Origin of the sequence: Sphingomonas sp. DBB INV C78, assembly GCF_042693015.1 — a bacterium.
Lineage (GTDB): Bacteria > Pseudomonadota > Alphaproteobacteria > Sphingomonadales > Sphingomonadaceae > Sphingomonas_E.
Window position 1 is genome coordinate 367,932 of record NZ_CP170544.1, and the last position, 24,657, is coordinate 392,588.

19 protein-coding genes are annotated in these 24,657 nt (G+C 64.4%); 5 read left to right on the forward strand and 14 right to left on the reverse strand.

The genetic code is table 11. The annotated features are described in order from the left end of the window. Positions 1-97: 97 nt before the first annotated feature. From speD to rpoB, 13 genes are all read right to left on the reverse strand, one after another. A complete protein-coding gene (speD, locus tag ACFB49_RS01960) occupies positions 98-532 on the reverse strand; it encodes an adenosylmethionine decarboxylase (RefSeq protein ID WP_380875235.1) in 435 nt (144 codons plus the stop codon). Further along, the gene (locus tag ACFB49_RS01965) at positions 529-2,142 is read right to left on the reverse strand and encodes an FAD-dependent oxidoreductase (RefSeq protein ID WP_380875237.1); all 1,614 of its coding nucleotides are present in this window, start codon (positions 2,140-2,142) and stop codon (positions 529-531) included. The genes speD and ACFB49_RS01965 overlap by 4 nt, the downstream gene beginning before the upstream one ends. A gap of 118 nt (positions 2,143-2,260) precedes the next feature. Beyond that, entirely contained in the window at positions 2,261-3,790 is a 1,530-nt protein-coding gene (locus ACFB49_RS01970; RefSeq protein WP_380875240.1) for a polyamine aminopropyltransferase, read from the reverse strand. 127 nt (positions 3,791-3,917) lie between these two features. After that, the gene (locus ACFB49_RS01975; RefSeq protein WP_380875242.1) at positions 3,918-4,133 is read right to left on the reverse strand and encodes a DUF350 domain-containing protein; all 216 of its coding nucleotides are present in this window, start codon (positions 4,131-4,133) and stop codon (positions 3,918-3,920) included. A gap of 7 nt (positions 4,134-4,140) precedes the next feature. Next, complete coding sequence (locus tag ACFB49_RS01980) at positions 4,141-4,287, reverse strand: hypothetical protein (RefSeq protein WP_380875245.1); 147 nt, start codon at positions 4,285-4,287, stop codon at positions 4,141-4,143. A gap of 1 nt (position 4,288) precedes the next feature. Next, entirely contained in the window at positions 4,289-5,659 is a 1,371-nt protein-coding gene (locus ACFB49_RS01985; protein WP_380875248.1) for a DUF4178 domain-containing protein, read from the reverse strand. After that, positions 5,635-6,303, reverse strand: coding sequence for a DUF4178 domain-containing protein (locus ACFB49_RS01990; protein WP_380875251.1), 669 nt, complete (start codon positions 6,301-6,303; stop codon positions 5,635-5,637). The genes ACFB49_RS01985 and ACFB49_RS01990 overlap by 25 nt, the downstream gene beginning before the upstream one ends. A 147-nt stretch (positions 6,304-6,450) precedes the next feature. Next, on the reverse strand, positions 6,451-7,443 hold the full coding sequence (locus ACFB49_RS01995) for an SPFH domain-containing protein (RefSeq protein WP_380875254.1): 993 nt from the start codon (positions 7,441-7,443) through the stop codon (positions 6,451-6,453). A gap of 83 nt (positions 7,444-7,526) precedes the next feature. Continuing rightward, positions 7,527-8,216, reverse strand: a complete 690-nt coding sequence (gene ung / locus ACFB49_RS02000; RefSeq protein ID WP_380875256.1) for a uracil-DNA glycosylase — start codon at positions 8,214-8,216, stop codon at positions 7,527-7,529. Further along, positions 8,213-8,347: a hypothetical protein gene (locus ACFB49_RS02005; protein WP_380875258.1), complete on the reverse strand. Its 135-nt coding sequence runs from the start codon at positions 8,345-8,347 to the stop codon at positions 8,213-8,215. The genes ung and ACFB49_RS02005 overlap by 4 nt, the downstream gene beginning before the upstream one ends. 72 nt (positions 8,348-8,419) lie before the next feature. Then, complete coding sequence (locus ACFB49_RS02010; RefSeq protein WP_380875260.1) at positions 8,420-8,869, reverse strand: hypothetical protein; 450 nt, start codon at positions 8,867-8,869, stop codon at positions 8,420-8,422. A 258-nt stretch (positions 8,870-9,127) separates the two neighbouring features. Then, positions 9,128-13,381 carry a DNA-directed RNA polymerase subunit beta' gene (gene rpoC, locus ACFB49_RS02015; RefSeq protein ID WP_380875262.1) on the reverse strand — a complete coding sequence of 1,418 codons (4,254 nt, stop codon included), beginning with the start codon at positions 13,379-13,381 and terminating at the stop codon, positions 9,128-9,130. Positions 13,382-13,458: 77 nt separating this feature from the next. Continuing rightward, a complete protein-coding gene (rpoB, locus tag ACFB49_RS02020) occupies positions 13,459-17,616 on the reverse strand; it encodes a DNA-directed RNA polymerase subunit beta (RefSeq protein ID WP_380875264.1) in 4,158 nt (1,385 codons plus the stop codon). 381 nt (positions 17,617-17,997) lie between these two features. Between rpoB and ACFB49_RS02025 the strand changes: the two genes are divergently transcribed. From ACFB49_RS02025 to ACFB49_RS02035, 3 genes are all read left to right on the forward strand, one after another. Continuing rightward, positions 17,998-18,531 carry a serine O-acetyltransferase gene (locus ACFB49_RS02025; RefSeq protein ID WP_380875267.1) on the forward strand — a complete coding sequence of 178 codons (534 nt, stop codon included), beginning with the start codon at positions 17,998-18,000 and terminating at the stop codon, positions 18,529-18,531. Between the two features lie 194 nt (positions 18,532-18,725). Further along, a complete protein-coding gene (locus ACFB49_RS02030) occupies positions 18,726-20,309 on the forward strand; it encodes a hypothetical protein (RefSeq protein WP_380875270.1) in 1,584 nt (527 codons plus the stop codon). Between the two features lie 75 nt (positions 20,310-20,384). Beyond that, entirely contained in the window at positions 20,385-21,140 is a 756-nt protein-coding gene (locus ACFB49_RS02035; protein WP_380875273.1) for an FkbM family methyltransferase, read from the forward strand. Positions 21,141-21,146: 6 nt separating this feature from the next. Here the strand turns inward: ACFB49_RS02035 and ACFB49_RS02040 are convergent, their stop codons facing one another. Then, positions 21,147-22,598: a hypothetical protein gene (locus tag ACFB49_RS02040; protein WP_380875275.1), complete on the reverse strand. Its 1,452-nt coding sequence runs from the start codon at positions 22,596-22,598 to the stop codon at positions 21,147-21,149. Positions 22,599-22,780: 182 nt separating this feature from the next. On the opposite strand from ACFB49_RS02040, the gene ACFB49_RS02045 reads away from it, so the two are divergent. Beyond that, on the forward strand, positions 22,781-23,188 hold the full coding sequence (locus ACFB49_RS02045) for an EamA family transporter (RefSeq protein ID WP_380875278.1): 408 nt from the start codon (positions 22,781-22,783) through the stop codon (positions 23,186-23,188). Next, positions 23,188-24,630, forward strand: a complete 1,443-nt coding sequence (locus ACFB49_RS02050) for a UbiA family prenyltransferase (protein ID WP_380875281.1) — start codon at positions 23,188-23,190, stop codon at positions 24,628-24,630. Before ACFB49_RS02045 ends, ACFB49_RS02050 begins: the two co-directional genes overlap by 1 nt. Positions 24,631-24,657 lie beyond the last annotated feature (27 nt).

Here is a 24,657-nt window from a genome sequence, read left to right on the forward strand (position 1 = left end):
GGCTGGGGGTGGGTTGCGAGCGAAGCGAGCTATTTCGAGCGGCCCGATGATCGCCTGACGGCGACACCCACCCAACATCAGGTGAAATAGCCCCCGGCTATTTCAGATCGTCCGGGGGATGATCGGCCTGACGTTCCCTCCCTTCCAGGGAGGGGGATATAGCCACGCCATAACCCCGTGCGATCGTCTGGCGTTCGACACGCCCGGCGGCGAGCCCCGTCACCGCAACGTTTAGTGCGGCTTCGAGATCGTGGCGGCTGCCGCACAGGAAGAAATCAATCGCGGCATAGCCATTTTCCGGCCAGCTATGGATCGAGATGTGGGATTCGGCGAGCAGCGCCACCCCCGTCACCCCTTGGCCCGGGCCGAAGGCGTGGAGGCGGACGTCGAGCACCGTCGCGCCCGCCGCCGCCGCGGCATCGCGCAGCACGCGCTCGATATAAGCGGCGTCGTCAAGGCGCGCGCAGCCGTGTAGGTCGGCGATCAGGTGGCGGCCGTCATAGGGGGGCGGTGAGGTCACGGATTGGCTCATAGCATGGATGCGAAGGCGTGGCCGAGATGCGCCATCGCTCCTTCGGCGGCCAAGGTGCCGCGATAATGCGCTTCCTCGAACAGCGACAGGCCGGAGAGGTCGCTGTGGGCGAGGAAGAAGGGCGGCTTGGCCGCCGATGCGGCGGCGGGGGCGGTGATCCAGAGAAAACCCGGTGTCGGCCGGATCATCGCATGGCCCCAGCGCCATATGTCGATCGAGCGGATGCTGTCTTCGAGATCGCGGTGCATGGCGAGCAGGTCGTCGCGGACGATCGCCTGCCATTCGGCCAGCGGGCGTTCCATCAGCAGGCGTCGGGCGCCGGCCGGGGCCATGCGCGAGAGCGGCATATACCAGGTGAGCACCGTGCCGGGCGTCCGCGCCGCCGGGCCTTGATGGGTGGCAACGACATAGCCCAGCGACTCGCTGGTCCAGGACACATTGTCCCAGGCGAGCTTGGCGCCGCGGCCCAAAGGCAGGCGATCGATCGTGACATTGGCGACGACCCAGGGAGCATAGCCGAAACCCTTGGCATCGGGTGCAGCCTCCGGCGCGATGCGGGTGGCGACGAAATGGGGGACGGCGATGATCGCGGCTTTTGCGTGGGTGCGGACGGTGGCTTCGCGCGTCACGTCGAAGCTGTCGACCGCGACACCTTCACCATCGCGGGCGATGCGGTGGACGATGCGGGCCGGGGCGATACGCGGGCCGATCCGGGTGGCGAGCGCGTGGGCGAGGCGGCCATTGCCTTCGGGCCAGGTCAGCTCATTGTCGCCGGCATTGTCCGCCGCCCAGCCGCGTCGGCCGGCGAAATAGTGGATGCCGGCCCAAGCGGAGACATGGTCGGGCTCCGAGCCGTAATCGTCGCGCATGCAGTAGCGGACATGGGCGCGCAGCACCGGGGAGCGCCAGCCTTGCTGGTCCAGCCATTGCGCGAAGGTAAGGTGGTCGAGTGCCAGCAGGTCGGCATCGCGGCTGCTATAGGCCATGGGGATCGCGAAGGCGGGCTTGCCGTCGCTGCCGATGCGGGCGGCGAAGGCGGCCATGGCGGCGGCAAAGGCGTCGAGATCGTGATGGTCTGTGGGTGACAGGCCGCGGCGGGGGATCAGACCTTCCTGCCAGCGGCCTTGGTAGAAGAGGCGCTCCTGCAGATCGGCGCAGAGCTGATAGGGGTCGTAGATCGGCGCACCGTCCCTTTCACCGACGATCATGCCGAGCTTTGCCAGCATCGCGCGGAGCGCCTTCGCCTCGCGATTGGGGACGGGGAGATAATGCGCGCCGAGCGGGAAGGCGGAGACGGCGTTGCGGCCGGAACGGGCATTGCCGCCGGTCTGGTCTTCAAGTTCGAGCAGTGTGAAATCGTCGAAGCCTGCCTCGGCCAGCGCCCAGCCAGCGGACAGCCCCGCAACCCCGCCGCCGGCGATGACGATGCCGGCCTGTTCTTCGATTGTAGCGGCGGGGAAGTTGCCGTCGCGGAGGCGGTGACCGCGCGCCATGTCCGCGCCGGAGAGCGTGCCGGGCGTGGCGGGTTCGTGCAGGCGCCACGCCACGGCCCCGGCGGCTGCGACACCTGCGGCGCCGATGCCGGCGATCACGGTGCGGCGATCAGGCATGGATCATCCAACCGTCATGCTGAACTTGTTTCAGCATCCACTCATCCACCCGCACGGACTTTGCTTGTGGAGCGGTGGACCCTGAAACGAGTTCAGGGTGACGATGGTGGGGAGGCGGTCAGCCTTCATACCGCCCCCATTCGTCGGCGAATTCGCGGACGAGTGCCTGATTGTCGAGGCGGTTCACCGGGGCGGGGCGGCGGGCCATGTCGGGTGGGAAATCGAACAGGCGGCTGGCTTCGAAGCTCGTCAGATAGCGGCCGCCATCCGGTACGCGCACGGCATCGCCGATCGGGCCGTTGGCGGCGAGGACGAAGCCCCATTCGCCGAAGCTCGGCACATAGACATGGTAGCCGCGCGTGGTGAAGCCCGCCGCCTCCAGCGTCGTCGCCACCGTCCAATAGGCGTTGGGCGCGACGAGCGGCGAGGTCGACTGGACCACCATCATCCCGCCCGGCGCCAGCAGCTTGCGGACCTGCTGGTAGAAGGTCTTGGTGTAGAGCTTGCCGACCGAGAAATCGGTGGGATCGGGGAAATCGACGATGATCGCATCGTAAGGGCCGCGGGCATCGCGCACCCAGCGGAAGGCGTCGGCATTGATGACCTTCAGCCGCGGATCGGTGAGCGCGCCCTTGTTGAGCCGCGCGAGCATCGGGCTGCGGGCGAAAAGCCGCGTCATCTCCGGATCGAGATCGACGAGGGTGACGGTTTTGACGCCCGGCTGGCGGAACACCTCGCGCGCGGCGAGGCCGTCGCCGCCACCGAGGATCAGCACGTGGGCAGGGCGCGCCACGCGGCCCACGGCGGGATGCACCAGCGCCTCGTGGTAGCGATATTCGTCGCGCGAGGAGAATTGCAGATTGCCGTTGAGGAAGAGGCGGAGGTCATCGCCGCCGCGCGTCAGCACGATCCGTTGATACGGCGTGGAGGCGGCGTAGATCACCGGTTCCTCATAAGCCGCGACTTCGGCCAGCCGCTGGAGTCGCTCGGCGCCTATGAAGCCTGCCGCGAGCAGCAGCGCGACGAGGATGCCCGCCGCTTTCTCCATCCCCAGCCGCGCGCTCGACGGCAGCATCCACATGAGCGCGAGCGCCACGCCGACATTGGCGAGGCCGAAGAGGAAGCCGGTGCGGATCATGCCGAGATGCGGCATCAGCAACAGCGGGAACAGCAGCGACGCCGCGAGCGCGCCGACATAATCGAAGGTCAGCACGGTCGACACGAGATCGCGAAACTCGAAATCGGCACGCAGGATGCGGAGGAGCAGCGGGATTTCCAAGCCGACGAGGAAGCCCACCCCCAGCACCAGTGCGTAGAGCGCGATGCGGAAATGATCGACGACCGGGAAGAGCAGGAACAGCACCGCGGCAAGGCATCCGCCGATCAGCGCGATCAATATCTCGACGCGGACGAACAGGCGCAGCTCATCCCTCGTCACATAACGCGAGCACCAGCTACCGATGCCCATGGCGAACAGATAGGCGCCGATGACGGTGGAGAACTGGGTGACGCTGTCGCCGAGCAGATAGGAAGCGAGCGTCCCGGCCAGCAGCTCATAGACAAGCCCGCAGGTCGCCACGACGAAGGCCGAGGCGATCAGCGCGAGCACGGCCGGCGAGGGGCGGGGGCGGGTGGTCTGCTCTGTCACGCAATCATTCCGTCATTCCCGCGAAGGCGGGAATCCATACACGCAGCGGCACGAATGGAGTCGCAACGTCGGAGGATATGGATCCCCGCCTTCGCGGGGATGACGAAGAAAGGGAATAGTTCGCCCCTCACCCATGGATGGCGGCGGCGATGATGATCGACAGCGACAGCGCGATCGCGCCCGCGAAGATGGCGACGGCGCGGTTCTGCTTGTCGTTGATCTCCTCCCACAGCTTGCCCGGCGTCAGCAGGTCGAGGATGACGAAGCCGATGATGAGCACGACGATGCCGACGCCGGCATAGAGCAAGGTGTTGAGCAGCACGGGCACGCTTGTGACCATCATCGCCTCCTTATTTGTGGGTTGGGCCGTACATGGCGGAGCGCACGGCCGAGCGCCCGCCATCGGCGAAAGGGGAATAGCCGACGACCGCGGCCGCCAGATAGGCGCCGACGATGCCGAGGCACCACAAGCCGTAGAGGAAGGTGCGCCAGCCCATGTCAGTCGCCCCCCAGTGACGCGAACAGATCCTCGGGCGCGGCGCCGCGATCGCTTTCGGCCAGCCGCGCATTTTCGAACTTCAGGTGCCGCCACAGCATGATCCCGACGGGGATGATGACGAACAGCATGGCGAGGATGAGATTGCTCCAGAAGCGGGCGCCGCGGTTGACGGTCACCTGCACCTGCACCTCGCGCATCTGCCCGGTCCAGTTGTGCGCCTCGGCATCGACGAGGAGATCATAGGTGCCGGCCGGCAGCATCGCCATCTTGGTGGCGGCGGTGCGCGATCCCTCGGTCCAGCTCCCGTCGCTGTCATAGCCCGAATAGCGCTCGGCCAGGCCATAGGCGTCGAAACTTTCCTGCGTCGCGCGATCGACCAACGAATAATCGAGATCGACCCACGCATTGTCGAGTGCGGGCGCCTGCGCCGCGATCGTAACCGCCTGCCGCCGGGTGAGCGTGATCGGCCCGACGGTGATCGAGCGACCCGGACGATCGGGCTCGATCGTCACGGTTTCGGTGACGGCGCGCTGGCTGCCGCCAAACATCATCGTCAGCACGAACAAAGCGACGATCGCGATCGCGGCGAAGGCCAGCGCCGGCTTCAGCGCGCCGGCATAAGGCGATGGCTGGTGCGGCATCGGCGGCAGGCCGGAAAACATGCCGGCGGAAAGGCCCGCGCCGAATTCGCGCTTCACCTCGCCGGCTTTCAGCAGTTCGGACAGCGTCCAGCTATCCTCGGCGCCGCTGCCTTCCCATGACAGCATCCAGTTCGGCCGAACATAATCGGCGGTGCGGACATTGTCGTCCACGCGGACGCGCCAGTAGAATTCGCCCAGCACATAATCGACCTTGGCACGGCCATCGGCAAAGTGGCTGTAGCTGCGCCCGTCGAGGACAAGCCCTTTGCCGAAGCTCGTCGTTTGGGGCAGGCGGGTGAGCATCGTCCCGAAGCTCCAGCCGCGCCCGTCTGTGACGAGCCAGCGATACCCATGATAGGGGTTGAAGAGGAGATATTCTTCCCAGGTGAAGCCGTCCTCCGATTTCTGGAGGTAACCGATCGCTTCCCATTCCACGCCCTTCAGCGTGCCGCGGGTGCCTAGCGGGATGGCGAGTTGGGCGGCGGCTTCGTGATATTCCTTGATGATGCGGACATCGGGGTTGGCGACGTCGAGCACCGAAGCGCAATATTGGCAGACGACGGTGACGGTGTAGCCCGCGGCCTTGAGCTCGATCGTGCCGCCGCAGCTCGGGCAGGAGAGCGTCTGCGTGGCGGGCGCGGGGCCGCTGGTGCGGGGCGCGGGTGCGGCTTCTCCCGGTTCAGGCGTTTCCCACGGGCCGGACATCAGGCGAAGGCGGGCATTGCCCACCCCTCGATCGCGCGGAGGTTGGTGGCGCGGATTTCGCCGAGCGAGACATAGCGGCCGACATAGAAGCTCGCTTCCTCGCCATCGCGCTGGAAGCTGGCGCATTCGCCGCCGGGCGAGCGCAGGTCGACGCTGTAGACGCTCCAGTTCGCGGGCGCGTTGAAGGGCAGTTCGCCCTCGCTGCCAGCACAGGTGGCGGTGCGCTGGTCGACGACCTTGTAGCTGATCCCTTGTTCCTGCCCTTCTTCGCCAGGGGCGGTTTCGCCGCCAGCGACGAGGCCCTTGATCAGGCGTGATCGGGCCGCGGACGCATCCTGTTCGCGCAGATACATGAAATCGCCCATCGCCTCGCCGAGCCAGCCATGGCTGCCGTCACCGAACAGCATCAGCCATTCGTTCCAGAAGCCATCGCCCCAGCCCCAGCGGACGCGACCGATGATATCGAAATTGCCCCCATCGACCTGCCCCCGCGTGCCGATCTGTATCGGGCTGATATCATAAGGCAGAACCGCGATCTTGCCCATGTCGCGCACGCCATCTTCGATGCGCATCACCGACGTGTGACAATAATCGCAGACCTTGATGGGCAATGCGGGTGAGCGGAAGGTGACTCCCGCGCCGCAATTGGGGCAGTTGACGGTCAGCATTGAATTGGCCCCCGCACCATTCAGCCCGTTCTTCCCGAGCGAAGTCGAGGGACGCGCCCGAGCGCAGACGAGGGCTTCTCGGCTACGCTCGAAGGGTGTCTCGACTTCGCTCGACACGAACGGAGGTAGGAGTGCATCGGAAGATGCTTACCGGATCCGGCTCAGCAGCTCCGCCTTCTTGGCGTCGAATTCCTCCTGGCTGATCGCGCCGATGGTGAGGAGCTTGTGGAGCTTCTCGACCAAGGCGAATGGGTCTTCGGCCGGGGCGGGGCCGCCGCTGCCGGTTTGGCCGCCTAGGCTGGACGCCATGACCTGGCCGATCGCCGCACCCGCGCCCATCCCGGCGCCGAGACCTGCAATGCCGCCAGGGTTTGCCGCCGCCGTCTCGATCGCCTCGGCCGCCTGGAACTTGGCATAGCGATCGAGATCGCCGAGCACGCGCATCGAACTTGCCTTGTCGAGATGCTTCTGCACCTCGTCCGGCAGGCTCAGGCTTTCGACAAAGAAGCTGGAAAGGGCGAGGCCCCATTGCGCGAAGGACGGGTTCACCGCGTCCTTCAACGCCTGCGACAGGGCCGTCTGGTTGGCGGCGAGATCGAGGAAGGGGACGCTGCCGCCGCCCAGGCCCGTGGCGAGCGCGGTCGCGATGGCGGCGCGGAGCTGCGGTTCGATATCTGCCACCGTCACCCGATCGAGCGTGCCGACCAATGTGGAGGTGAAGGCCGCGACCTTATCGACCTTGAACGAATAGCTGCCAAAGGCGCGCAGGCGGATCGGCCCCAATTCCTTATCGCGGATGGTGACGGGCTGGGCGGTGCCCCATTTGAGGTTGATCTGTTCCTTCAAGGAATAGAACACCACGTCCGACTTGAAGGGCGACTTGAAGCCCTTGTCCCAGTTGCGGAGCGCGGTCATCACCGGCAGCGTCGATGTTTCGAGTGTGTAGAGGCCGGGGCCAAACATGTCCGCGATCTGGCCTTCGTTGAAGAAGGCGGCGACTTGGCCTTCGCGCACGGTCAATTGCGCGCCATTCTGGATCTCGCGATCCTTCATCGGCACGCGCTCCGCCAGCTCGCCGGGCTCCTCCACCCAGTCGATAACGTCGATCAGTTGCTTGGACAGGAAATCGAACAGACCCATGACTGGTCCCCACACGCGGTTGCGATAGCAGAGACATAGCCGGAATTCGCGACCGGGGAAATGGGCGGTGTGTTATGTTGTTGTTACACCGTCGCCGGCAGTGCCCAATCGATCGGCGTGCGGCCGTTGGTCTCCAGAAACGCGTTCGCTTTCGAGAAGTGGCGGCAGCCGAGAAAGCCGTTGTGGGCGGAGAGCGGCGAGGGGTGCGCGGCCTTGAGGACGAGGTGGCGGCTGGTATCGACGAACGCCGCCTTGCGCTGGGCATAGGCGCCCCACAGCAGGAAGACGGTCGGCTCAGCCTGATCGTTGACGAGGCGGATCACGGCGTCGGTGAACTTCTCCCAGCCGCGGCCCTGATGCGATGCGGCGCGGCCCATCTCGACCGTGAGTACGCTGTTGAGCAATAGCACGCCCTGGCTCGCCCAATGTTCGAGAAAGCCATGGCGCGCGGGCGTGATGCCGAGATCGGCGTTGAGCTCCTTGTAGATGTTGACCAGCGACGGCGGCGTGCGGACGCCAGGCTGGACCGAGAAGCAGAGGCCGTGCGCCTGGCCTTCGCCATGATAGGGGTCTTGCCCGAGGATGACGACGCGGACCTGATCCAGCGGCGTCAGATCCATCGCGCGGAAATATTCGCTGCCCTTGGGGAAGATGCGCGCGCCCTTGGCCTTCTCCTCGACCAGAAAGCCTTTCAGCGCCTGCATGTGCGGCGTCGCGAATTCGGGGGCGAGGTGGGCCTTCCAGCTTTCGTGCAGCTTGATCGCGTCGTTCATGGCTGCCCTCCGCCTTCATCCTTGGGCGCGTCCGCGGGTGTGCGGGGCAGTTTGCGGATGCGGCGGATGCCCGCGAGCATCGGCAGCAGCAGCACCGCCAGCAGCATTAGGGCGACGAATTCCTTCTTCATAGGGTAAGGATAGGGCGCGTCGAACCGATCCGCCACCCCCGAGCAAGCGGGAGTGGCGGCCGGGGAAACGGGTTATTTTACCTTGGCTTCCTGCAGCAGGATGCTGCCCATCAGCGTGCGATATTGCGCGCGGTTGCCGCTTTCCTCGCTGAGCTGCTTGGCGCTGGCCTTGGAAAACTCCTCGAACGCCTTGGCGCGGGCGTCGCCTTCAGGGCCGGTCGGCATCTTCTCGAAGATGGTGACGAGATAGATGTCCGGTTCATCGGCGCGAGGGTTGTTGCTGTAGAGGATCTTGTAATCCTTGATCCAACCCTTGGACTTGGCGAATTCCTGGCTGGCCTTCCACTTGCCGGCGATGTGCTGGGCGTAGGCGAAATCGCCGCCGTCCTTCACGTCGATGCGGCCGATCTCCCAAAAATCGCCGAAGGAGAGCGGGAATTCCTGCGCGGCGGCAGGCGTTGCAAAAGCAAGCGCAAGAGGTGCCGCAAGCCACAAACAATGTTTCGCGAATTTGATGCCCATGACAATTCCCCCATTTAATCCGTGGGATATGACAGAATTGACGCTAGTGCTTTACTCTATTCGCCCGTCATTGCGTGCGACTCGATATTGCGGGCATTCTTATGGGATCGTAAAATAACATAATATCGACTTGAGGCGATACGAAGTTTTCAAGGGAAGAGCTTGGGGATCGACTAGGCCCAACGCGCCGCAGGACAAAGAAAAACCCCGCCGGCGCGAACCGGCGGGGTCATTCTTTCAGACCGTGAGGCCGTCAGATCAATCGAGGTCTTCGGTGGTGAAGTCCTCGCCGACGACGGCGCCCAGGGGATCGTCACCCGTGTCGTCCTCGACTGGGCGGACGAGCTCCGCGGCATGCTCCTCGGCCGCAGTGGCCGGGGCCACCAGCGATGCCTGCCACGCGCGCTGCGAAGCGCGGAGCGCGGCGTCGCGGCTGGTCGCGGTGACGCGCAGGCGGTTCATGCCGGCACCGGTGCCCGCCGGGATCAGGCGGCCGACGATGACGTTCTCCTTGAGGCCGTCGAGCGTGTCGATCTTGCCCTGCACCGAAGCTTCGGTGAGCACGCGCGTCGTTTCCTGGAAGGACGCGGCCGAGATGAAGCTGCGGGTTTGCAGCGACGCCTTGGTGATGCCCAGCAGGACGGGCTTGCCTTCGGCCGGCAGCTTGCCTTCGGCGAGCAGCTTTTCGTTGGCTTCGTCCATCTCGATCCGATCGAGCTGTTCGCCCGGCAGCAGCGTGCTGTCGCCGGCGGCCGTGATCTCAACCTTCTGCAGCATCTGACGGACGATCGTCTCGATGTGCTTGTCGTTGATCTTCACGCCCTGCAGTCGATAGACTTCCTGGATTTCCGACACGAGATATTCGGCGAGCGGCTCGATGCCGAGCACTTCGAGAATATCGTGCGGATCCGGGCTGCCGCCGATCAGGTTGTCGCCACGCTTGACGTAGTCGCCTTCCTGAACGTCGATCACCTTCGACTTCGGGATCAGATATTCGATCGCTTCCGAACCATCTTCCGGACGGATGAGGATCTTGCGCTTGGCCTTGTAGTCCTTGCCGAATTCGACACGGCCCGAGACCTTGGCGATGATCGCATTCTCCTTCGGCTTGCGCGCCTCGAACAGCTCCGCCACGCGCGGCAGACCGCCCGTAATGTCGCGGGTCTTGGCGGCTTCGCGAGGCACGCGGGCGAGCACGTCGCCGGCCTGCACCGTCTGGCCATCCTCGACCGCCACGATCGAGCCCGGGATCAGGCGCGACACGCCGGCTTCACCGCTGTTCTCGTCGAGCAGGGTGATGCGCGGACGGAAGTCGTCCTTCTTGGACTTGAGGTGGTCTTCGACGATCACCCGCTGCGAGATGCCGGTCGCTTCGTCGGTTTCCTCGCGAACCGTGCGGTTCTCGATCATGTCCTGGAAGCGGACGGTGCCGCCCTTTTCGGTGATGACCGGGCTGAACGAGGGATCCCATTCGGCGATACGCTCACCCTTGGTCACGGAGCCGCCGTCCTTGACGAGGAGGGTAGCACCGTAAGGCAGGCGATGGGTCGCGCGCTCGCGGCCCTCGCTGTCGAGGATCGCGATCTCGCCGTTGCGGGCGAGCGTGACGCGACGGCCCCGCGTGTCGACGATGGTCGGGATCTCACGATAGACGAGCTTGCCGTCGGCGACAGCTTCCAGGTTCGATTCCTGGTTGAGCTGCGCCGCGCCGCCGATGTGGAAGGTCCGCATCGTCAGCTGCGTGCCCGGCTCACCGATCGACTGCGCCGCGATCACGCCGACCGCTTCGCCGATGTTCACCGGCGTACCGCGGGCGAGGTCACGACCGTAGCAGGCCGCGCAGACGCCGTTCTTGGATTCGCAGACCAGCGGGCTGCGGATCTTGACCGACTGCAGGCTGATCGCCTCGATCTGCGTGATCATCGCTTCGTCGAGTAGCGTGCCTTCCGGGATCACCACCTCGTTCGACTTGCTGTCGACGATGTCCTCGGCCGTGGTGCGGCCCAGGATACGCTCGCCCAGCGAGGCGATGGTTGCACCGCCCTGGACGATCGCCTTCATCTCCAGCGCGCGCTCGGTGCCGCAATCCAGTTCGACGACGACGCAATCCTGCGACACATCGACCAGACGGCGGGTCAGGTAGCCCGAGTTCGCGGTCTTCAACGCCGTATCCGCGAGGCCCTTGCGGGCGCCGTGGGTGGAGTTGAAATATTCAAGAACGGTCAGGCCTTCCTTGAAGTTCGAGATGATCGGCGTTTCGATGATCTCGCCCGACGGCTTGGCCATCAGGCCGCGCATGCCGGCGAGCTGCTTGATCTGCGCCGCCGAACCACGGGCACCGGAGTGGGCCATCATGTAGATCGCGTTGATCGGCATTTCACGGCCGGTCTTGGCGTCCTTCTTGACGGCCTGGATCTCCTTCATCATCTCGGCCGCCACGCGATCACCGCAGCGCGACCAGGCGTCGATCACCTTGTTGTACTTTTCCTGCTGGGTGATCAGGCCGTCCTGATACTGCTGCTCATAATCCTTCACGAGGGCGCGGGTCTCATCGACCAGCGGTTCCTTCGCGTCGGGGATGATCATGTCGTCCTTGCCGAACGAGATACCGGCCTGGAACGCGTGACGGAAGCCCAGCGCCATGATGGCGTCGGCGAACAGCACCGTCTCCTTCTGGCCGGTGTGACGATAGACTTCGTCGATGACGTCGCCGATGTCCTTCTTGGTCAGCAGGCGGTTGACCGTTTCGAACGGCACCTTGTGGCTCTTGGGCAGGCATTCGCCCAGCAGCATGCGGCCCGGCGTTGTCTCGTAGCGCTTCATATACTGGTTGCCGTCCGTGTCCGTCTGCGGGACGCGGCTGACAATCTTCGAATGGAGCGTGACGGCACCGGTGTTGAGGGCCTGGTGGACCTCGATCATATCGGAGAGCAGCATGCCTTCGCCCGGCTCGCCTTCCTTCATCATCGACAGATAATAAAGGCCGAGAACCATGTCCTGCGACGGCACGATGATCGGCTTGCCGTTCGCGGGGCTCAGGATGTTGTTGGTCGACATCATCAGGACGCGCGCTTCCAGCTGGGCCTCAAGGCTCAGCGGGACGTGCACGGCCATCTGGTCGCCGTCGAAGTCGGCGTTGAAGGCCGAGCAGACCAGCGGGTGAAGCTGGATGGCCTTGCCCTCGATCAGCACGGGCTCGAACGCCTGGATGCCCAGACGGTGAAGCGTCGGCGCGCGGTTCAGCAGAACCGGGTGCTCACGGATCACTTCGTCGAGGATGTCCCAGACTTCCTTGCGTTCCTTTTCGACCCACTTCTTCGCCTGCTTCAGGGTCATCGACAGACCCTTGGCGTCGAGGCGGGCGTAGATGAACGGCTTGAACAGTTCGAGCGCCATCTTCTTCGGCAGGCCGCACTGGTGCAACTTCAGTTCCGGACCGGTGACGATGACCGAACGACCCGAATAGTCGACGCGCTTGCCGAGCAGGTTCTGACGGAAGCGGCCCTGCTTGCCCTTGAGCATGTCGGACAGCGACTTCAGCGGACGCTTGTTGGCGCCCGTGATCGTGCGGCCGCGGCGGCCGTTATCGAACAGCGCGTCGACCGCTTCCTGCAGCATGCGCTTTTCGTTGCGGACGATGATGTCCGGCGCGCGCAGCTCCATGAGGCGCTTCAGGCGGTTGTTACGGTTGATGACGCGGCGATAGAGGTCGTTCAGATCCGACGTCGCGAAGCGGCCGCCATCCAGCGGCACCAGCGGACGCAGTTCCGGCGGAATGACCGGGATCACCTCGAGGATCATCCATTCCGGGCGGTTGCCCGAATCGATGAAGCTCTCGACGACCTTCAGGCGCTTGATGATCTTCTTGGGCTTCAGCTCGGACTTGGTGACCGCGAGCTCTTCGAGCAGATCCTTGCGTTCGCCTTCGAGATCGAGGCTCTCGAGCATCTTGCGTACGGCTTCGGCGCCGATGCCGGCGGTGAAGGCGTCCTCGCCATATTCGTCTTGCGCCTCGAGCAGCTCATCCTCGGTGAGGAGCTGATACTTCTCAAGCGGGGTAAGGCCCGGTTCGATGACGATATAGGCTTCGAAATAGAGCACGCGCTCGAGCTGCTTGAGCTGCATGTCGAGCAGCAGGCCGATGCGCGACGGCAGCGACTTCAGGAACCAGATGTGCGCGACCGGCGCGGCGAGCTCGATATGGCCCATCCGCTCGCGGCGGACCTTCGACACCGTGACTTCGACACCGCACTTTTCGCAGACGATGCCCTTATACTTCATGCGCTTGTACTTGCCGCACAGGCATTCGTAATCCTTGATCGGACCGAAGATGCGCGCGCAGAACAGGCCGTCACGCTCGGGCTTGAACGTGCGATAGTTGATCGTCTCGGGCTTCTTGATCTCGCCGAACGACCAGGAACGGATGCGCTCCGGCGAAGCGATGCCGATGCGGATCTGGTCGAAGGTTTCCGGCTTGGCGACCGGATTGGCGAAGTTGGTCAGTTCGTTCATGTGTCTTCCCTTCGGAAGTGAATGTCAGGGGCTTGGCGGGAGGGAGGGGCGCCGATCGCTCGGCGCCTGGGCATCCCTTATTCCGCCGCCTCCGCCAGTCCTTCGTCGTCCTCGATCGACTTGAGTTCGACGTTGAGGCCCAGCGAGCGCATTTCCTTGACGAGCACGTTGAAGCTCTCGGGAATGCCGGCCTCGAAGGTGTCGTCGCCCTTGACGATCGCTTCATAGACCTTGGTGCGGCCGACCACGTCGTCGGACTTCACCGTCAGCATTTCCTGCAGCGTGTAAGCGGCGCCGTAAGCCTGGAGCGCCCAGACTTCCATTTCGCCGAAGCGCTGGCCGCCGAACTGCGCCTTACCGCCCAGCGGCTGCTGGGTGACGAGGCTGTACGGCCCGATCGAACGCGCGTGGATCTTGTCGTCCACGAGGTGGTGGAGCTTCAGCATGTAGATGTAGCCCACGGTCACCTTGCGATCGAAGGTGTCGCCGGTGCGGCCGTCGAACAGTTCGACCTGGCCCGACGTGTCGAGACCTGCCAGCGTCAGCATGTCCGAAACGTCCGCCTCGCGGGCGCCGTCGAACACTGGCGTTGCCATCGGCACGCCGTTCTTCAGCACCTTGGCCATCTCGATGATCTGGTCGGGCGTCCGCGCGTCGATCTCGGCGTGATACTGTTCGCCGTAGATCGTCTTGAGGCGATCGACCACCGCTTCCGGGGCCTTGCCGCCCGTCGCTTCGGGGTTTGCCTCACGCCACGCTTCCAGCGCCTCGGTCACCTGCTGGCCCAGGCCGCGCGCGGCCCAGCCCAGATGGGTTTCGAAGATCTGGCCGACGTTCATGCGCGAAGGCACGCCCAGCGGGTTGAGCACGATATCGACCGGCGTCCCGTCGGCGAGGAACGGCATGTCCTCGTTCGGCAGGATGCGGCTGATGACGCCCTTGTTCCCGTGACGGCCGGCCATCTTGTCGCCCGGCTGCAGCTTGCGCTTCACCGCGACGAACACCTTGACCATCTTGAGCACGCCCGGCGGCAGCTCGTCACCGCGCTGCAGCTTCTCGACGCGATCCTCGAAGCGCGCCTTGATGACGCCGGCGGCGTCGTCATACTGCGTCTTCACCGCTTCCAGATCGGCTTGGCGGGCGTCGTCCTGAACGGCGAACTTCCACCATTCGTGACGCTCGACCGAGTCCAGCAGCTCGTCGTCGATCGCCGAACCCTTCTTCACGCCCTTCGGCGCGCCGGTCGCGACCTGGCCGAGCAGCATCTCGCGCAGACGCGAGAAGGTGGCGCGGTTCAGGATGCCGCGTTCGTCCTCGGCGTCCTTGCGCAGGCGGTCGATCTCCTCGCGCTCGATCGCCATCGCGCGCTCGTCCTTGTCGATGCCGTGACGATTGAAGACGCGAACGTCGACGATCGTGCCGGCAACGCCCGGCGGCAGACGGAGCGAAGTATCGCGCACGTCCGACGCCTTTTCGCCGAAGATGGCGCGCAGCAGCTTTTCTTCCGGCGTCATCGGGCTTTCGCCCTTCGGCGTGATCTTGCCGACCAGGATGTCGCCCGGCTCCACTTCGGCGCCGATGTAAACGATGCCGGCCTCGTCGAGGTTGCGCAGCGCTTCTTCACCGACGTTCGGAATGTCGCGGGTGATGTCCTCCGGCCCCAGCTTGGTGTCGCGGGCCATGACCTCGAACTCGTCGATGTGGATCGACGTGAACACGTCGTCCTTCACGATCCGTTCGGAGATCAGGATGGAGTCTTCGTAGTTGTAGCCATTCCACGGCATGAACGCGACGAGGACGTTGCGGCCCAGCGCCAGTTCGCCGAACTCGGTCGACGGGCCGTCGGCGATCACGTCACCCTTCTGGACGACATCGCCAACCTTCACCAGCGGACGCTGGTTGATGCAGGTCGACTGGTTCGAACGCTGGAACTTCATCAGCGTGTAGATGTCGACGCCAGACTTGCCGGCCTCGACCTCTTCGGTCGCGCGGATGACGATGCGGGTCGCGTCCACCTGGTCGACGATGCCGGTGCGGCGTGCGCCGATGGCGGCGCCGGAGTCACGCGCAACCGTCTCTTCCATGCCGGTGCCGACGAACGGCGCCTCGGCGCGGACGAGCGGAACCGCCTGACGCTGCATGTTCGAGCCCATGAGCGCGCGGTTGGCGTCGTCGTTTTCCAGGAACGGAATGAGCGAGGCGGCGACCGACACGAGCTGCTTGGGGCTGACGTCCATCAGAGTGATCAGATCGCGCGGGGCGATCAGGAATTCACCGGCCTGACGCGACGAGACGAGCTCCTCGACGAAATGGCCCTGAGCGTCCAGCTCAGCGTTCGCCTGCGCGATCGTGTGCTTGGCCTCTTCCATCGCCGACAGATAGACGACCTCGTTGGTCACCTTGTGATCGACGACCTTGCGGTACGGCGTCTCGATGAAGCCGTACTTGTTGACGCGGCTGAACGACGCCAGCGAGTTGATAAGACCGATGTTCGGGCCTTCCGGCGTTTCGATCGGGCAGATACGGCCATAGTGGGTCGGGTGAACGTCGCGGACTTCGAAGCCCGCACGTTCACGCGTGAGACCGCCCGGCCCGAGCGCCGAAACGCGACGCTTGTGCGTCACTTCGGAGAGCGGGTTGGTCTGGTCCATGAACTGCGAGAGCTGCGACGAACCGAAGAACTCACGCACGGCCGCGACGGCCGGCTTCGCGTTGATCAGGTCGTTCGGCATGACGGTCGACACGTCGACCGAGCTCATGCGCTCCTTAACGGCGCGCTCCATGCGGAGCAGGCCGACGCGATACTGGTTTTCCAGCAACTCGCCCACCGAACGGACGCGGCGGTTGCCGAGATTGTCGATGTCGTCGATTTCGCCCTTGCCGTCCTTCAGGTCGACAAGCGTCTTCACCACGGCGAGGATGTCCTCGCTGCGGAGCGTCGTCACCGTGTCCTCGGCATCGAGGTCGAGGCGCATGTTGAGCTTGACGCGGCCGACGGCCGACAGGTCGTAGCGCTCCGGATCGAAGAACAGACCGGCGAACAGCGATTCCGCGGTTTCCTTCGTCGGCGGCTCGCCGGGGCGCATGACGCGATAGATCTCGGACAGCGCATGATCGCGGTCCTCGACCTTGTCGGCCTTCAGCGTGTTGCGAATCCACGGGCCCGTGGAGATATGGTCGATGTCGAGCAGTTCGAGCTTCTCGATGCCTGCCTGGTCGAGCAGTTCGAGATTTTCAGGCGAAACCTCGTCGCCCGCCTCGATCCAGATACGGCCGGTCTTCTCGTCGATCAGATCGAACGCGCTATACTTGCCAAAGATCTCGTCGGTCGGGATCAGCAGCGTCTGCAGGCCGTCCTTGCCGGCCTTGTTGGCGGCACGCGGGCTGATCTTCTGGCCGGCGGGGAACACCACCTCGCCGCTGTCGCCGTTGACGACATCGAAGTTCGGCTTCTGGCCGCGCCAATTCTCCGGCAGGAACGGAACCTTCCAGCCGCCTTCGCCGCGCACATAGGTCGCGGTCTTGTAGAAGTGGTTGAGGATCTCTTCGCCGTTCAGGCCGAGCGCATACAGCAAAGTCGTGACCGGCAGCTTGCGCTTGCGGTCGATACGGACGTTAACGATGTCCTTGGCGTCGAACTCGAAATCGAGCCACGAGCCGCGATAGGGGATGACGCGCGCGGCGAAGAGATACTTGCCCGACGCGTGGGTCTTGCCGCGGTCATGATCGAACAGCACGCCCGGCGAACGGTGCATCTGGCTGACGATGACGCGCTCGGTGCCGTTCACGAAGAAGGTGCCGTTGTGCGTCATCAGCGGCATGTCGCCCATGTAGACGTCCTGCTCCTTGATATCGAGCACGGAGCGGGTGTCGGTATCGACGTCCACTTCGAACACGATCAGGCGCAGCGTGACGCGCATCGGCGCCGCATAGGTGATGCCGCGCTGGCGGCACTCGTCCACGTCATATTTCGGCGATTCGAGTTCGTAATTGACGAAATCGAGTTCGGCGGTGCCGGCGAAATCACGGATCGGGAAGACCGAACGGAGCGTCTTTTCCAGGCCCGAGACATAGCCGTCTTCGGGGCGCGAGCGCAGGAACTGTTCGTAGGATTCGCGCTGAACCTCGATCAGGTTCGGCATCTGCACGACTTCGTGGATGTTGCCGAAGACCTTGCGGATGCGCTTCTTCGCCGTGTTGATGAGGGCCTGGCCGGATGCCGCCTGGTTCGCCATGAATGTTCCTCGCGTCCGATCAAAAAAGGTCCGCCTTGCAGCGGAGAGCAGCCGATTCGTGGAAGGACTCCACGAAAAAAAGTGCGGGTCCGGACTGTCGGAACCGCACTGCCTGCGTCTGGTATTACCCCGCTAAACTCCCCATTCGTCGCGGTCTGTGCGCAAGGCAGGCCGTGTCCCGGAAGCAAGCGAAGCGGCCTCCGTCCCCGGAATGGGGTAAGAGGGCCGGAAAAATCGTGTGCCGCCTATATAGGCTCGCTGTTGGATTTGCGAAAGGGGGTATGTCGCTTAATCGCGATGGCAGCCACGTAGCGCTGGCGGGAAGGACCATAATACGGCAACACCGGCGCCCGAACGGAAGATAAGGGGCGGAGTGCGCAAGTGAAAGAGGGTGGGGGCGATCGGCCCCGTTCTGCCGAACCGGATTGGTCGCGCGAACGCAGGACGGGGGGCTGGCAGCCGTCGCGATCGCTGCTGGCCAGCATCCGCGCCTATCAGCGGGCGGAGGCGCGCGGTGGGCTGATCGGCGGCATCGCCCGCAGGATCGCGACCTTTCGGCACCGTTTCTGGAGCGTCGTGACAGGCGCCGATATTCCCGCCAACAGCCAGATTGGCGGCGGCCTGCTGTTACCGCATCCCAACGGCGTGGTCGTCCATCCCCGCACGGTGATCGGGTCCAATTGCCTGTTGTTCCAGCAGGTGACGCTCGGCACGCGTGGTTCCGGCGACGTGCCGCGTCTCGGCTGCTGGGTCGAAGTGGGAGCAGGGGCCAAGATCCTCGGCGGGGTTTCGATCGGCGACCATGCCATCATCGGCGCCAATGCGGTCGTGCTGTCCGATGTGGCGCCGCATGCCATCGTCGTGGGCATTCCCGCGCGGCCCATCGGTTCGCGAACCGATGATGTAACCTTATGAAACGAGCCGGATACATTAGTTTTTTTGACTCGTCAGGGGGGTAGGCATATGGTCCGCTCCGCCGCGTAACAATCGAGGATTTTTCGGTCTCGGTCGACTGTGGCACCGTGCGTCCGACGTGCGAGGTGATGGTGTCTATCCAGTCAACCATGGGCCGGGCCGTTTCCCGAAATCCGGTGAAGACAGGAGTTTGCGTGGTCCTTGCCACTGTCCTGGTCGTTGCGGCGAGCCTTGCGGCGCCGTCCGTGCTTGATGTTGCGGTTCCGTCGCCGAAGCCGGGGCCCAAGCCGCCGGTTCCCGTACCTCCTTCGCCTCCGGCTACCGGCGCGCTGGGGCTGAACCTGTCTTCGCCCAACTATTACATGCAGGATCGCGCGCTGATGAATCTGGCGCAGGGCGCGACCTGGGGCAGCCAGAAGCCGGGCGTGAGCGGCTGGCAGCCCTTCAATCCGCTGCAGATCGATGCCAATGGCAATATCATATCGCTGTTGCCGGGCGAGATCGGGCATCTGATGCTGATCCCGCCGGAAGGGGCGATGGGCACGAGCCCGACGCGCATCCGCTGCACCTGGGCCGGCAAGGGCAGCCTGACCGCCGGCGGATCGGTGATCGGTGTGTCGCGGAGCGGCGGCAGCAGCGTCGAATTCAACTGGGTGCCGTCCGGCGCGGCAAAGGCGAAGACCGCGTGGCTTTCGCTCAGCCAGACCGACAAGGCCGATCCGCTGCGCCAGATCGATTGCCGCGAGAAATCGGCATCGCCGACGGATCTGTTCTCGCCGGCCTTTCTGGAGCAGCTGAAGGGCTATCAGCTGCTGCGCTTCATGGATTGGCAATATACCAACGCCAATGAGCCGGTCACCTGGGCCACGCGGGTAACGCCACAGACGCTGAGCCAGGCGGGCAAGCTCGGCATGTCCATCGAATATATGGTGGCGCTGGCCAACCAGACGAAGGCTGATGCCTGGTTCTGCATGCCCTGGAACGCGGACGAGGATTTTGTCCGGCGTTTCGCGATGTATGTTCGCGACAATCTCGCCGCCGACCGCAAGGTCTATGTCGAGATGTCGAACGAGGTGTGGAATTTCGGCTTTCCCGTGACCAAGCAGGCACAGGCGGAAGGGCTGGCACGGGGGCTTTCAAAGGACCCGAGTGAAGCCTTGCTGCGTCGCTATGCCGAGAAATCGACCTGGATGAACAAGATCTGGGCCGATGTCTTCAAGGCGCAGCCGACGCGTCTGGTGAGGCTGATCTCTACCCAGAATGCCAATCCCTGGGTTGCGGAACAGGTGCTGAAATATGCCGACACCGCCGCCAATGTGGACGGGCTGGCGACCGCGCCCTATTTCGGCCACGCCACCTTCGCCGGCCCCCGCAAGGGGGTGACCGACCTCAACAACATCTTCGCCTTCCTGAACGCCGACGTCGATGCGACGATTGCCAAGGCGATGGCGAACAAGGCTGCCGCCCGCCGCTATGGCAAGCGCTACATCGCGTATGAGGGCGGGCAGCACATCGTCAATCCCGATGAGGTGCCGCTGGTGGCCGCGATCAATCGCGATCAGCGCATGTATGGCGTCTACAAGAAATATCTGGCGGCGTGGCGCACGCAGATCGGCGATGTCATGACGCTGTTCAACTCCACCGGTCCGATCAGCCGATATGGCGCGTGGGGCATGCGCGAATATTCCGGCCAGCCGATGGCGGAAACACCGAAGCGCCGGGCGGCCGTGGAATATATTGGCGTGGCCGCCGCGTCCGATTCCGCCACCAGCGAATAGACCGCAACGCCCGCGCAACATTTGCCGGGAACGGCGGTTTGCCTTATTTGTCCGATAGCTTGGGGGGAGCGGGAGATGATCTCTAAAGCGTTGCGGACTTTGCAGTGCCATGTGCCCGCTATCCGGCCCCTGAAATTTGCGTCCTACAATCTCGGCACGCGTGTCCTGGGCTGGCCGATGGAGGAGGATTTCCGGCTGCTTGCCCGAATGGCGCCCGTCGGGCTCGCCCTCGATATCGGCGGCAATTGGGGGCAAAGCATCTATGCGCTGCAACGGACCGCGCGCCCGGCGAAGATCGTTTCGTTCGAGCCCAATCCGGTGCTGTCTGCGCGGCTGACGCGCGTCTTCGCGGCCGATACGAGTGTCGAGATCAAGCCGGTCGGGCTTGCGGATCAGGAAGGGGCGTTCAGGCTCTATATCCCCGCCTATCGGGGCTTCATCTTCGATGGCCTCGCCTCGCTGAATTATGATGCGGCGGCGGAGTGGCTCAATCCGCATCGCATCTATGGCTTCGATCGCAAGCGGCTGACGGTTTCGGAGCATGAGGTCGGGGTGAAGACGCTCGACGAGTTCGGCTTCCGGCCGGACGTTGTGAAGATCGACGTGCAGGGGCTGGAACTGGCGGTGATCCGCGGCGGCAAGGAAACGCTTGCCGCGTCAAAGCCTGTGGTGATCGTCGAAACCCCGCCGCCGGACGTCGTCGCGGCCCTCGGCGAGTTCGGCCTGATGCCCTACCGCTATCATGGCGATCGATTGATCGCCGGGGATACCAGCGGGCTCAACACGGTCTTCATCCACCCCGAACGCGAGGCTGCGCTCGGGATCGGCTGAGGCGCGTCAGCCGGCTGGATCGCGCTCGTCGATCACGATGGCTTCGGCGGACGTGGCCGGCAACGGCGCGGTAGGGCCGACCAGCCACAGATGGCGATCTCCTTGCGCGAAACGGATCTGGTCGCGACCCACTAAATCGCCGTGGATGCCTGCCCCTTCGAGCTTCAGTTGCAGGTGGCGCCAGCCCACCCCACCACGATCGAAAACATTCTCGCCGCCGATGATGACGATATCCGGCCCCTTGCCGCCGAGAAACAGGCCTGCGAGCCGGGCGGCGTGATCCTGCGCTTCCGTCCGCGCGGCAGGGGCGTCGAGGGCGCGCATCATCCAGACATAGCCGCCATAGCTGCGCCCTCCGTCATGGGTGGGTATGGTGCGCGCGGGCATCAGGCCGGGCAGGACGAATGGCGGGCGGCCGATCAGCGATATCGAGATGAACGCAAGCAAAAAGCCCCCGCCGAGCAACGCCGCCGGCACGAGTCTTGCCCACAGGGTTGGCAGGGCGGCCTCGATCGCTGCGAGGCAGCGGATCAGCACCATCGGCGCGAAGGCCAGGAGGGGCAGGGCATATTTCACGCTCAGCATATCCTTGAGCGGGAAGAGCAATGGCACCGCGGCGAGGAGGTAGAGGGCGATGCGGCGGCGGGCGGCCCCGTTGGCCTGCCAGAGGCCGAGCGCGCCGCCGACGAGCAGGATGAGCCAACCGAAGGGGGTGAAGGTCAAAGTCCAGACGAACAATTTGGCGCGGATGTCCCAGCCCGGATCTCCGGCCTTGCGCGCGATTTCGGCACTGCTGGCGCGATAGACGTCGAATATGGCGCTCAGGTCGACGATGCCCGTCGCCAGCGCGACGATCAGCGCAACCACCACCCCTGCCGCGAGCACCGCTATTGGCGCGATGCGCCCGCTGTGCGTCGAGGTGAAGGCGGCGAGCAGCGGGCAGGCGAGGATGAAGTCGAAGCGCATCAGCGCCGCGATGCCGGCAAGCAGGCCGGCCGCGAACAGCGCCTTGGCGTCGCTCGTGCTGCGGACGACCAGCACCGCCCCGGCAAGGAACGGAAGGGCGAGGATCGAGGAATTATAATAGAGGCCCGAATACCAATATTCGGGGATCGTCAGCAGCAGTGCGAAGACCGCCAGCCAGCCATGGCGCGTCGGCCGCTCTCGCCAACCCTGCCAAAGCAGCAGCGTCAGCGATATGGCGCCCGCGATCGGCGCGAGCAGGAAGATGGGGTCGGGTGACCCCGTGAGGCGATACATCGCGGCGCCGAGTTCATAGGACAAAGGCTGCCACGCATAGCGATAGATCAGCAGCAGGCCGGCCTTTGCCTCGGCCAGATGGAACATCGGGACGATGCTGTTGAGATCGTCGCCCTCATAGCCGTCGCGGTCGCAGAGCCAGAGCAGGAAGGCGAGATTGGCCAACAGGAAGGCCAGCAATATCGCTGTGTGTCCCATACGGTTCGGCCGCATCGGTACAAATTGGGAAGCGTTCGCCACGGATTTTTCCCCCTGTCGAAGCCCTTATGCAGACTTCGCGACGCTTGAATAGCTTGCACGCAATTTTCATACAGGCAGGATAATCGGCAATCGGATTGTGCCCTGGGCCGGGTGTTGCGTAGGCCGACGGGAGAAAATGGTTGATCAATCTTTCGACATTGCTCGCTTTGGCCTTTTCGATTCTTTCCACCGCGGTCGCGCAATTGCTGTTGAAGCTGGGCATGAGCTCCGTCGCGGCCCAGCAGCTGACTGGTGGGGGTGGCAACTGGCAGGCGATCGGGCGGCTGGCGTTCGAGCCGCGGCTGCTGATCGGTATCTTCCTCTACGGCGCGGCGACACTCTCCTGGCTCTACGTGCTGTCGCGCCTGCCCTTGTCGCTGGCTTATCCCTTCGTGGGATTGAGCTTCCTGCTCGTACTCGGGCTTTCCGTGCTGGTGCTGGGCGAAGCGGTGTCGATGCAGCGGCTGTTGGGCACCTTACTCGTCGCCTGCGGCGTGGTGATGGTGGCGCTATCCGATCGCGCGGCGCCCGGCGTCGGAGTGCATTGATGGACACTACGATACCGCTCTGTGTCGATCTCGATGGGACGCTGATCCGCACCGACCTGCTTCACGAAGCGATGATCCAGTTCGCCAAGCACCATCCCGCGGATCTGTGGCGGGTGCCGCTATGGTTGGCGGCGGGCAAGGCGCGGCTGAAGCAGGAACTGGCCGCCCGCATCGACATAGACCCCACGGCCTTGCCCTATCGCGAGGACCTGCTGGATTTCATCGCGGCGGAACGACAGGCGGGGCGGCCGGTGGCGCTCGTCACCGCGTCGCCGCGGCGCTGGGCGGAGCGAATTGCGGCGCATCTCGGCCTGTTCGATCAGGTCGAGGCGACCGAGAGCATCAACCTGAAAGGCCGGGACAAGGCGGCTTTGCTCGTCGAACGGCACGGCCATCAGGGTTTCGACTATGTCGGCGATTGCGCTGCCGACCATGCCGTCTGGGAAAAGTCGCGCCAGGCTCTGTGTGCCGGTGCGGCGACGCGGTTGCGTCGCGCACCGGCAAATGCCGGCGCGTCCTTCCCGGATACCGGAAATCGCTGGCGCGGTATGGTGAAGGCGATGCGCCCGCACCAATGGGCCAAGAATGCGCTGATCTTCGTGCCGATGTTCGCCGGGCACCGGACGGACATGGATGCCTTTGTTGCGAGCCTGCTCGCCTTCATCGCCTTCAGCCTTGCGGCATCGGCGACCTATCTGATCAACGACCTGCTCGATCTCGCGGCGGATCGTGCGCACCCGCGCAAGCGGCTACGGCCGTTCGCGGCGGGCGATGTCGCGGTGTCCACGGGTATAGGCATGGCGGGGCTGCTTTTCGCGCTCGCCATCGTCACGTCTTTGTTCCTGCCGCCGGGCTTCATCCTGACCCTGGTGGCCTATATTGTCGTTACCACCGCCTACTCGCTGCGCTTGAAGCGGGCGGCGCTGGTCGACATTTTCACCCTTGCCGGGCTCTATACGGTGCGTATCGTCGCGGGCGCGGTGGCAACCGGCATCCTGTTGTCGGTTTGGCTGCTCGTATTCTCCATGTTCCTCTTTTTCGCGCTCGCGGTCGTTAAGCGCTGCGCTGAACTGGCCAACCTGACTGTGCAGCCGGCATCTCGGGTGGCGGGCAGGGGTTATTATCCCGAGGATATGGACGTCCTGGTGGGCATGGGCGCGGCCAGCGGCTTCAGCGCGACGCTTGTGCTTGCGATCTACACGACGCAGCCGACGGTTTCGAAGCTCTATCCGGCGCCAGAACTGCTGCTGCTGATATGCCCGTTCTTCTCTTACTGGATCGCACGTTTCCTGTTGCTGGCGCGCCGCGGCCACATGGATGACGATCCAATCGTCTTCGCGACCAAGGATCGGCTCAGCCTTGCGACCTTCGCCATTTGCGGTGGGATCGTGTTGCTGGCGTCGTCCGGCGCGGTGGACGTAGGCTTTATCGCCGACATGTAGCGAATGTCCCGCCGATCGCGCTGCGAT

Coding starts and splice junctions, on each gene's coding strand:
- rpoB (WP_380875264.1), bottom strand. CDS start 17,616: ATGGCGAACCAGGCGGCATCCGGCCAGGCCCTCATCAACACGGCGAAG.
- ACFB49_RS01995 (WP_380875254.1), bottom strand. CDS start 7,443: ATGGGTCTGTTCGATTTCCTGTCCAAGCAACTGATCGACGTTATCGAC.
- speD (WP_380875235.1), bottom strand. CDS start 532: ATGAGCCAATCCGTGACCTCACCGCCCCCCTATGACGGCCGCCACCTG.
- ACFB49_RS02040 (WP_380875275.1), bottom strand. CDS start 22,598: ATGGGACACACAGCGATATTGCTGGCCTTCCTGTTGGCCAATCTCGCC.
- ACFB49_RS01975 (WP_380875242.1), bottom strand. CDS start 4,133: ATGATGGTCACAAGCGTGCCCGTGCTGCTCAACACCTTGCTCTATGCC.
- ung (WP_380875256.1), bottom strand. CDS start 8,216: ATGAACGACGCGATCAAGCTGCACGAAAGCTGGAAGGCCCACCTCGCC.
- ACFB49_RS02005 (WP_380875258.1), bottom strand. CDS start 8,347: ATGAAGAAGGAATTCGTCGCCCTAATGCTGCTGGCGGTGCTGCTGCTG.
- ACFB49_RS02050 (WP_380875281.1), top strand. CDS start 23,188: ATGGACACTACGATACCGCTCTGTGTCGATCTCGATGGGACGCTGATC.
- rpoC (WP_380875262.1), bottom strand. CDS start 13,381: ATGAACGAACTGACCAACTTCGCCAATCCGGTCGCCAAGCCGGAAACC.
- ACFB49_RS01965 (WP_380875237.1), bottom strand. CDS start 2,142: ATGCCTGATCGCCGCACCGTGATCGCCGGCATCGGCGCCGCAGGTGTC.
- ACFB49_RS01990 (WP_380875251.1), bottom strand. CDS start 6,303: ATGCTGACCGTCAACTGCCCCAATTGCGGCGCGGGAGTCACCTTCCGC.
- ACFB49_RS01980 (WP_380875245.1), bottom strand. CDS start 4,287: ATGGGCTGGCGCACCTTCCTCTACGGCTTGTGGTGCCTCGGCATCGTC.
- ACFB49_RS02010 (WP_380875260.1), bottom strand. CDS start 8,869: ATGGGCATCAAATTCGCGAAACATTGTTTGTGGCTTGCGGCACCTCTT.
- ACFB49_RS02035 (WP_380875273.1), top strand. CDS start 20,385: ATGATCTCTAAAGCGTTGCGGACTTTGCAGTGCCATGTGCCCGCTATC.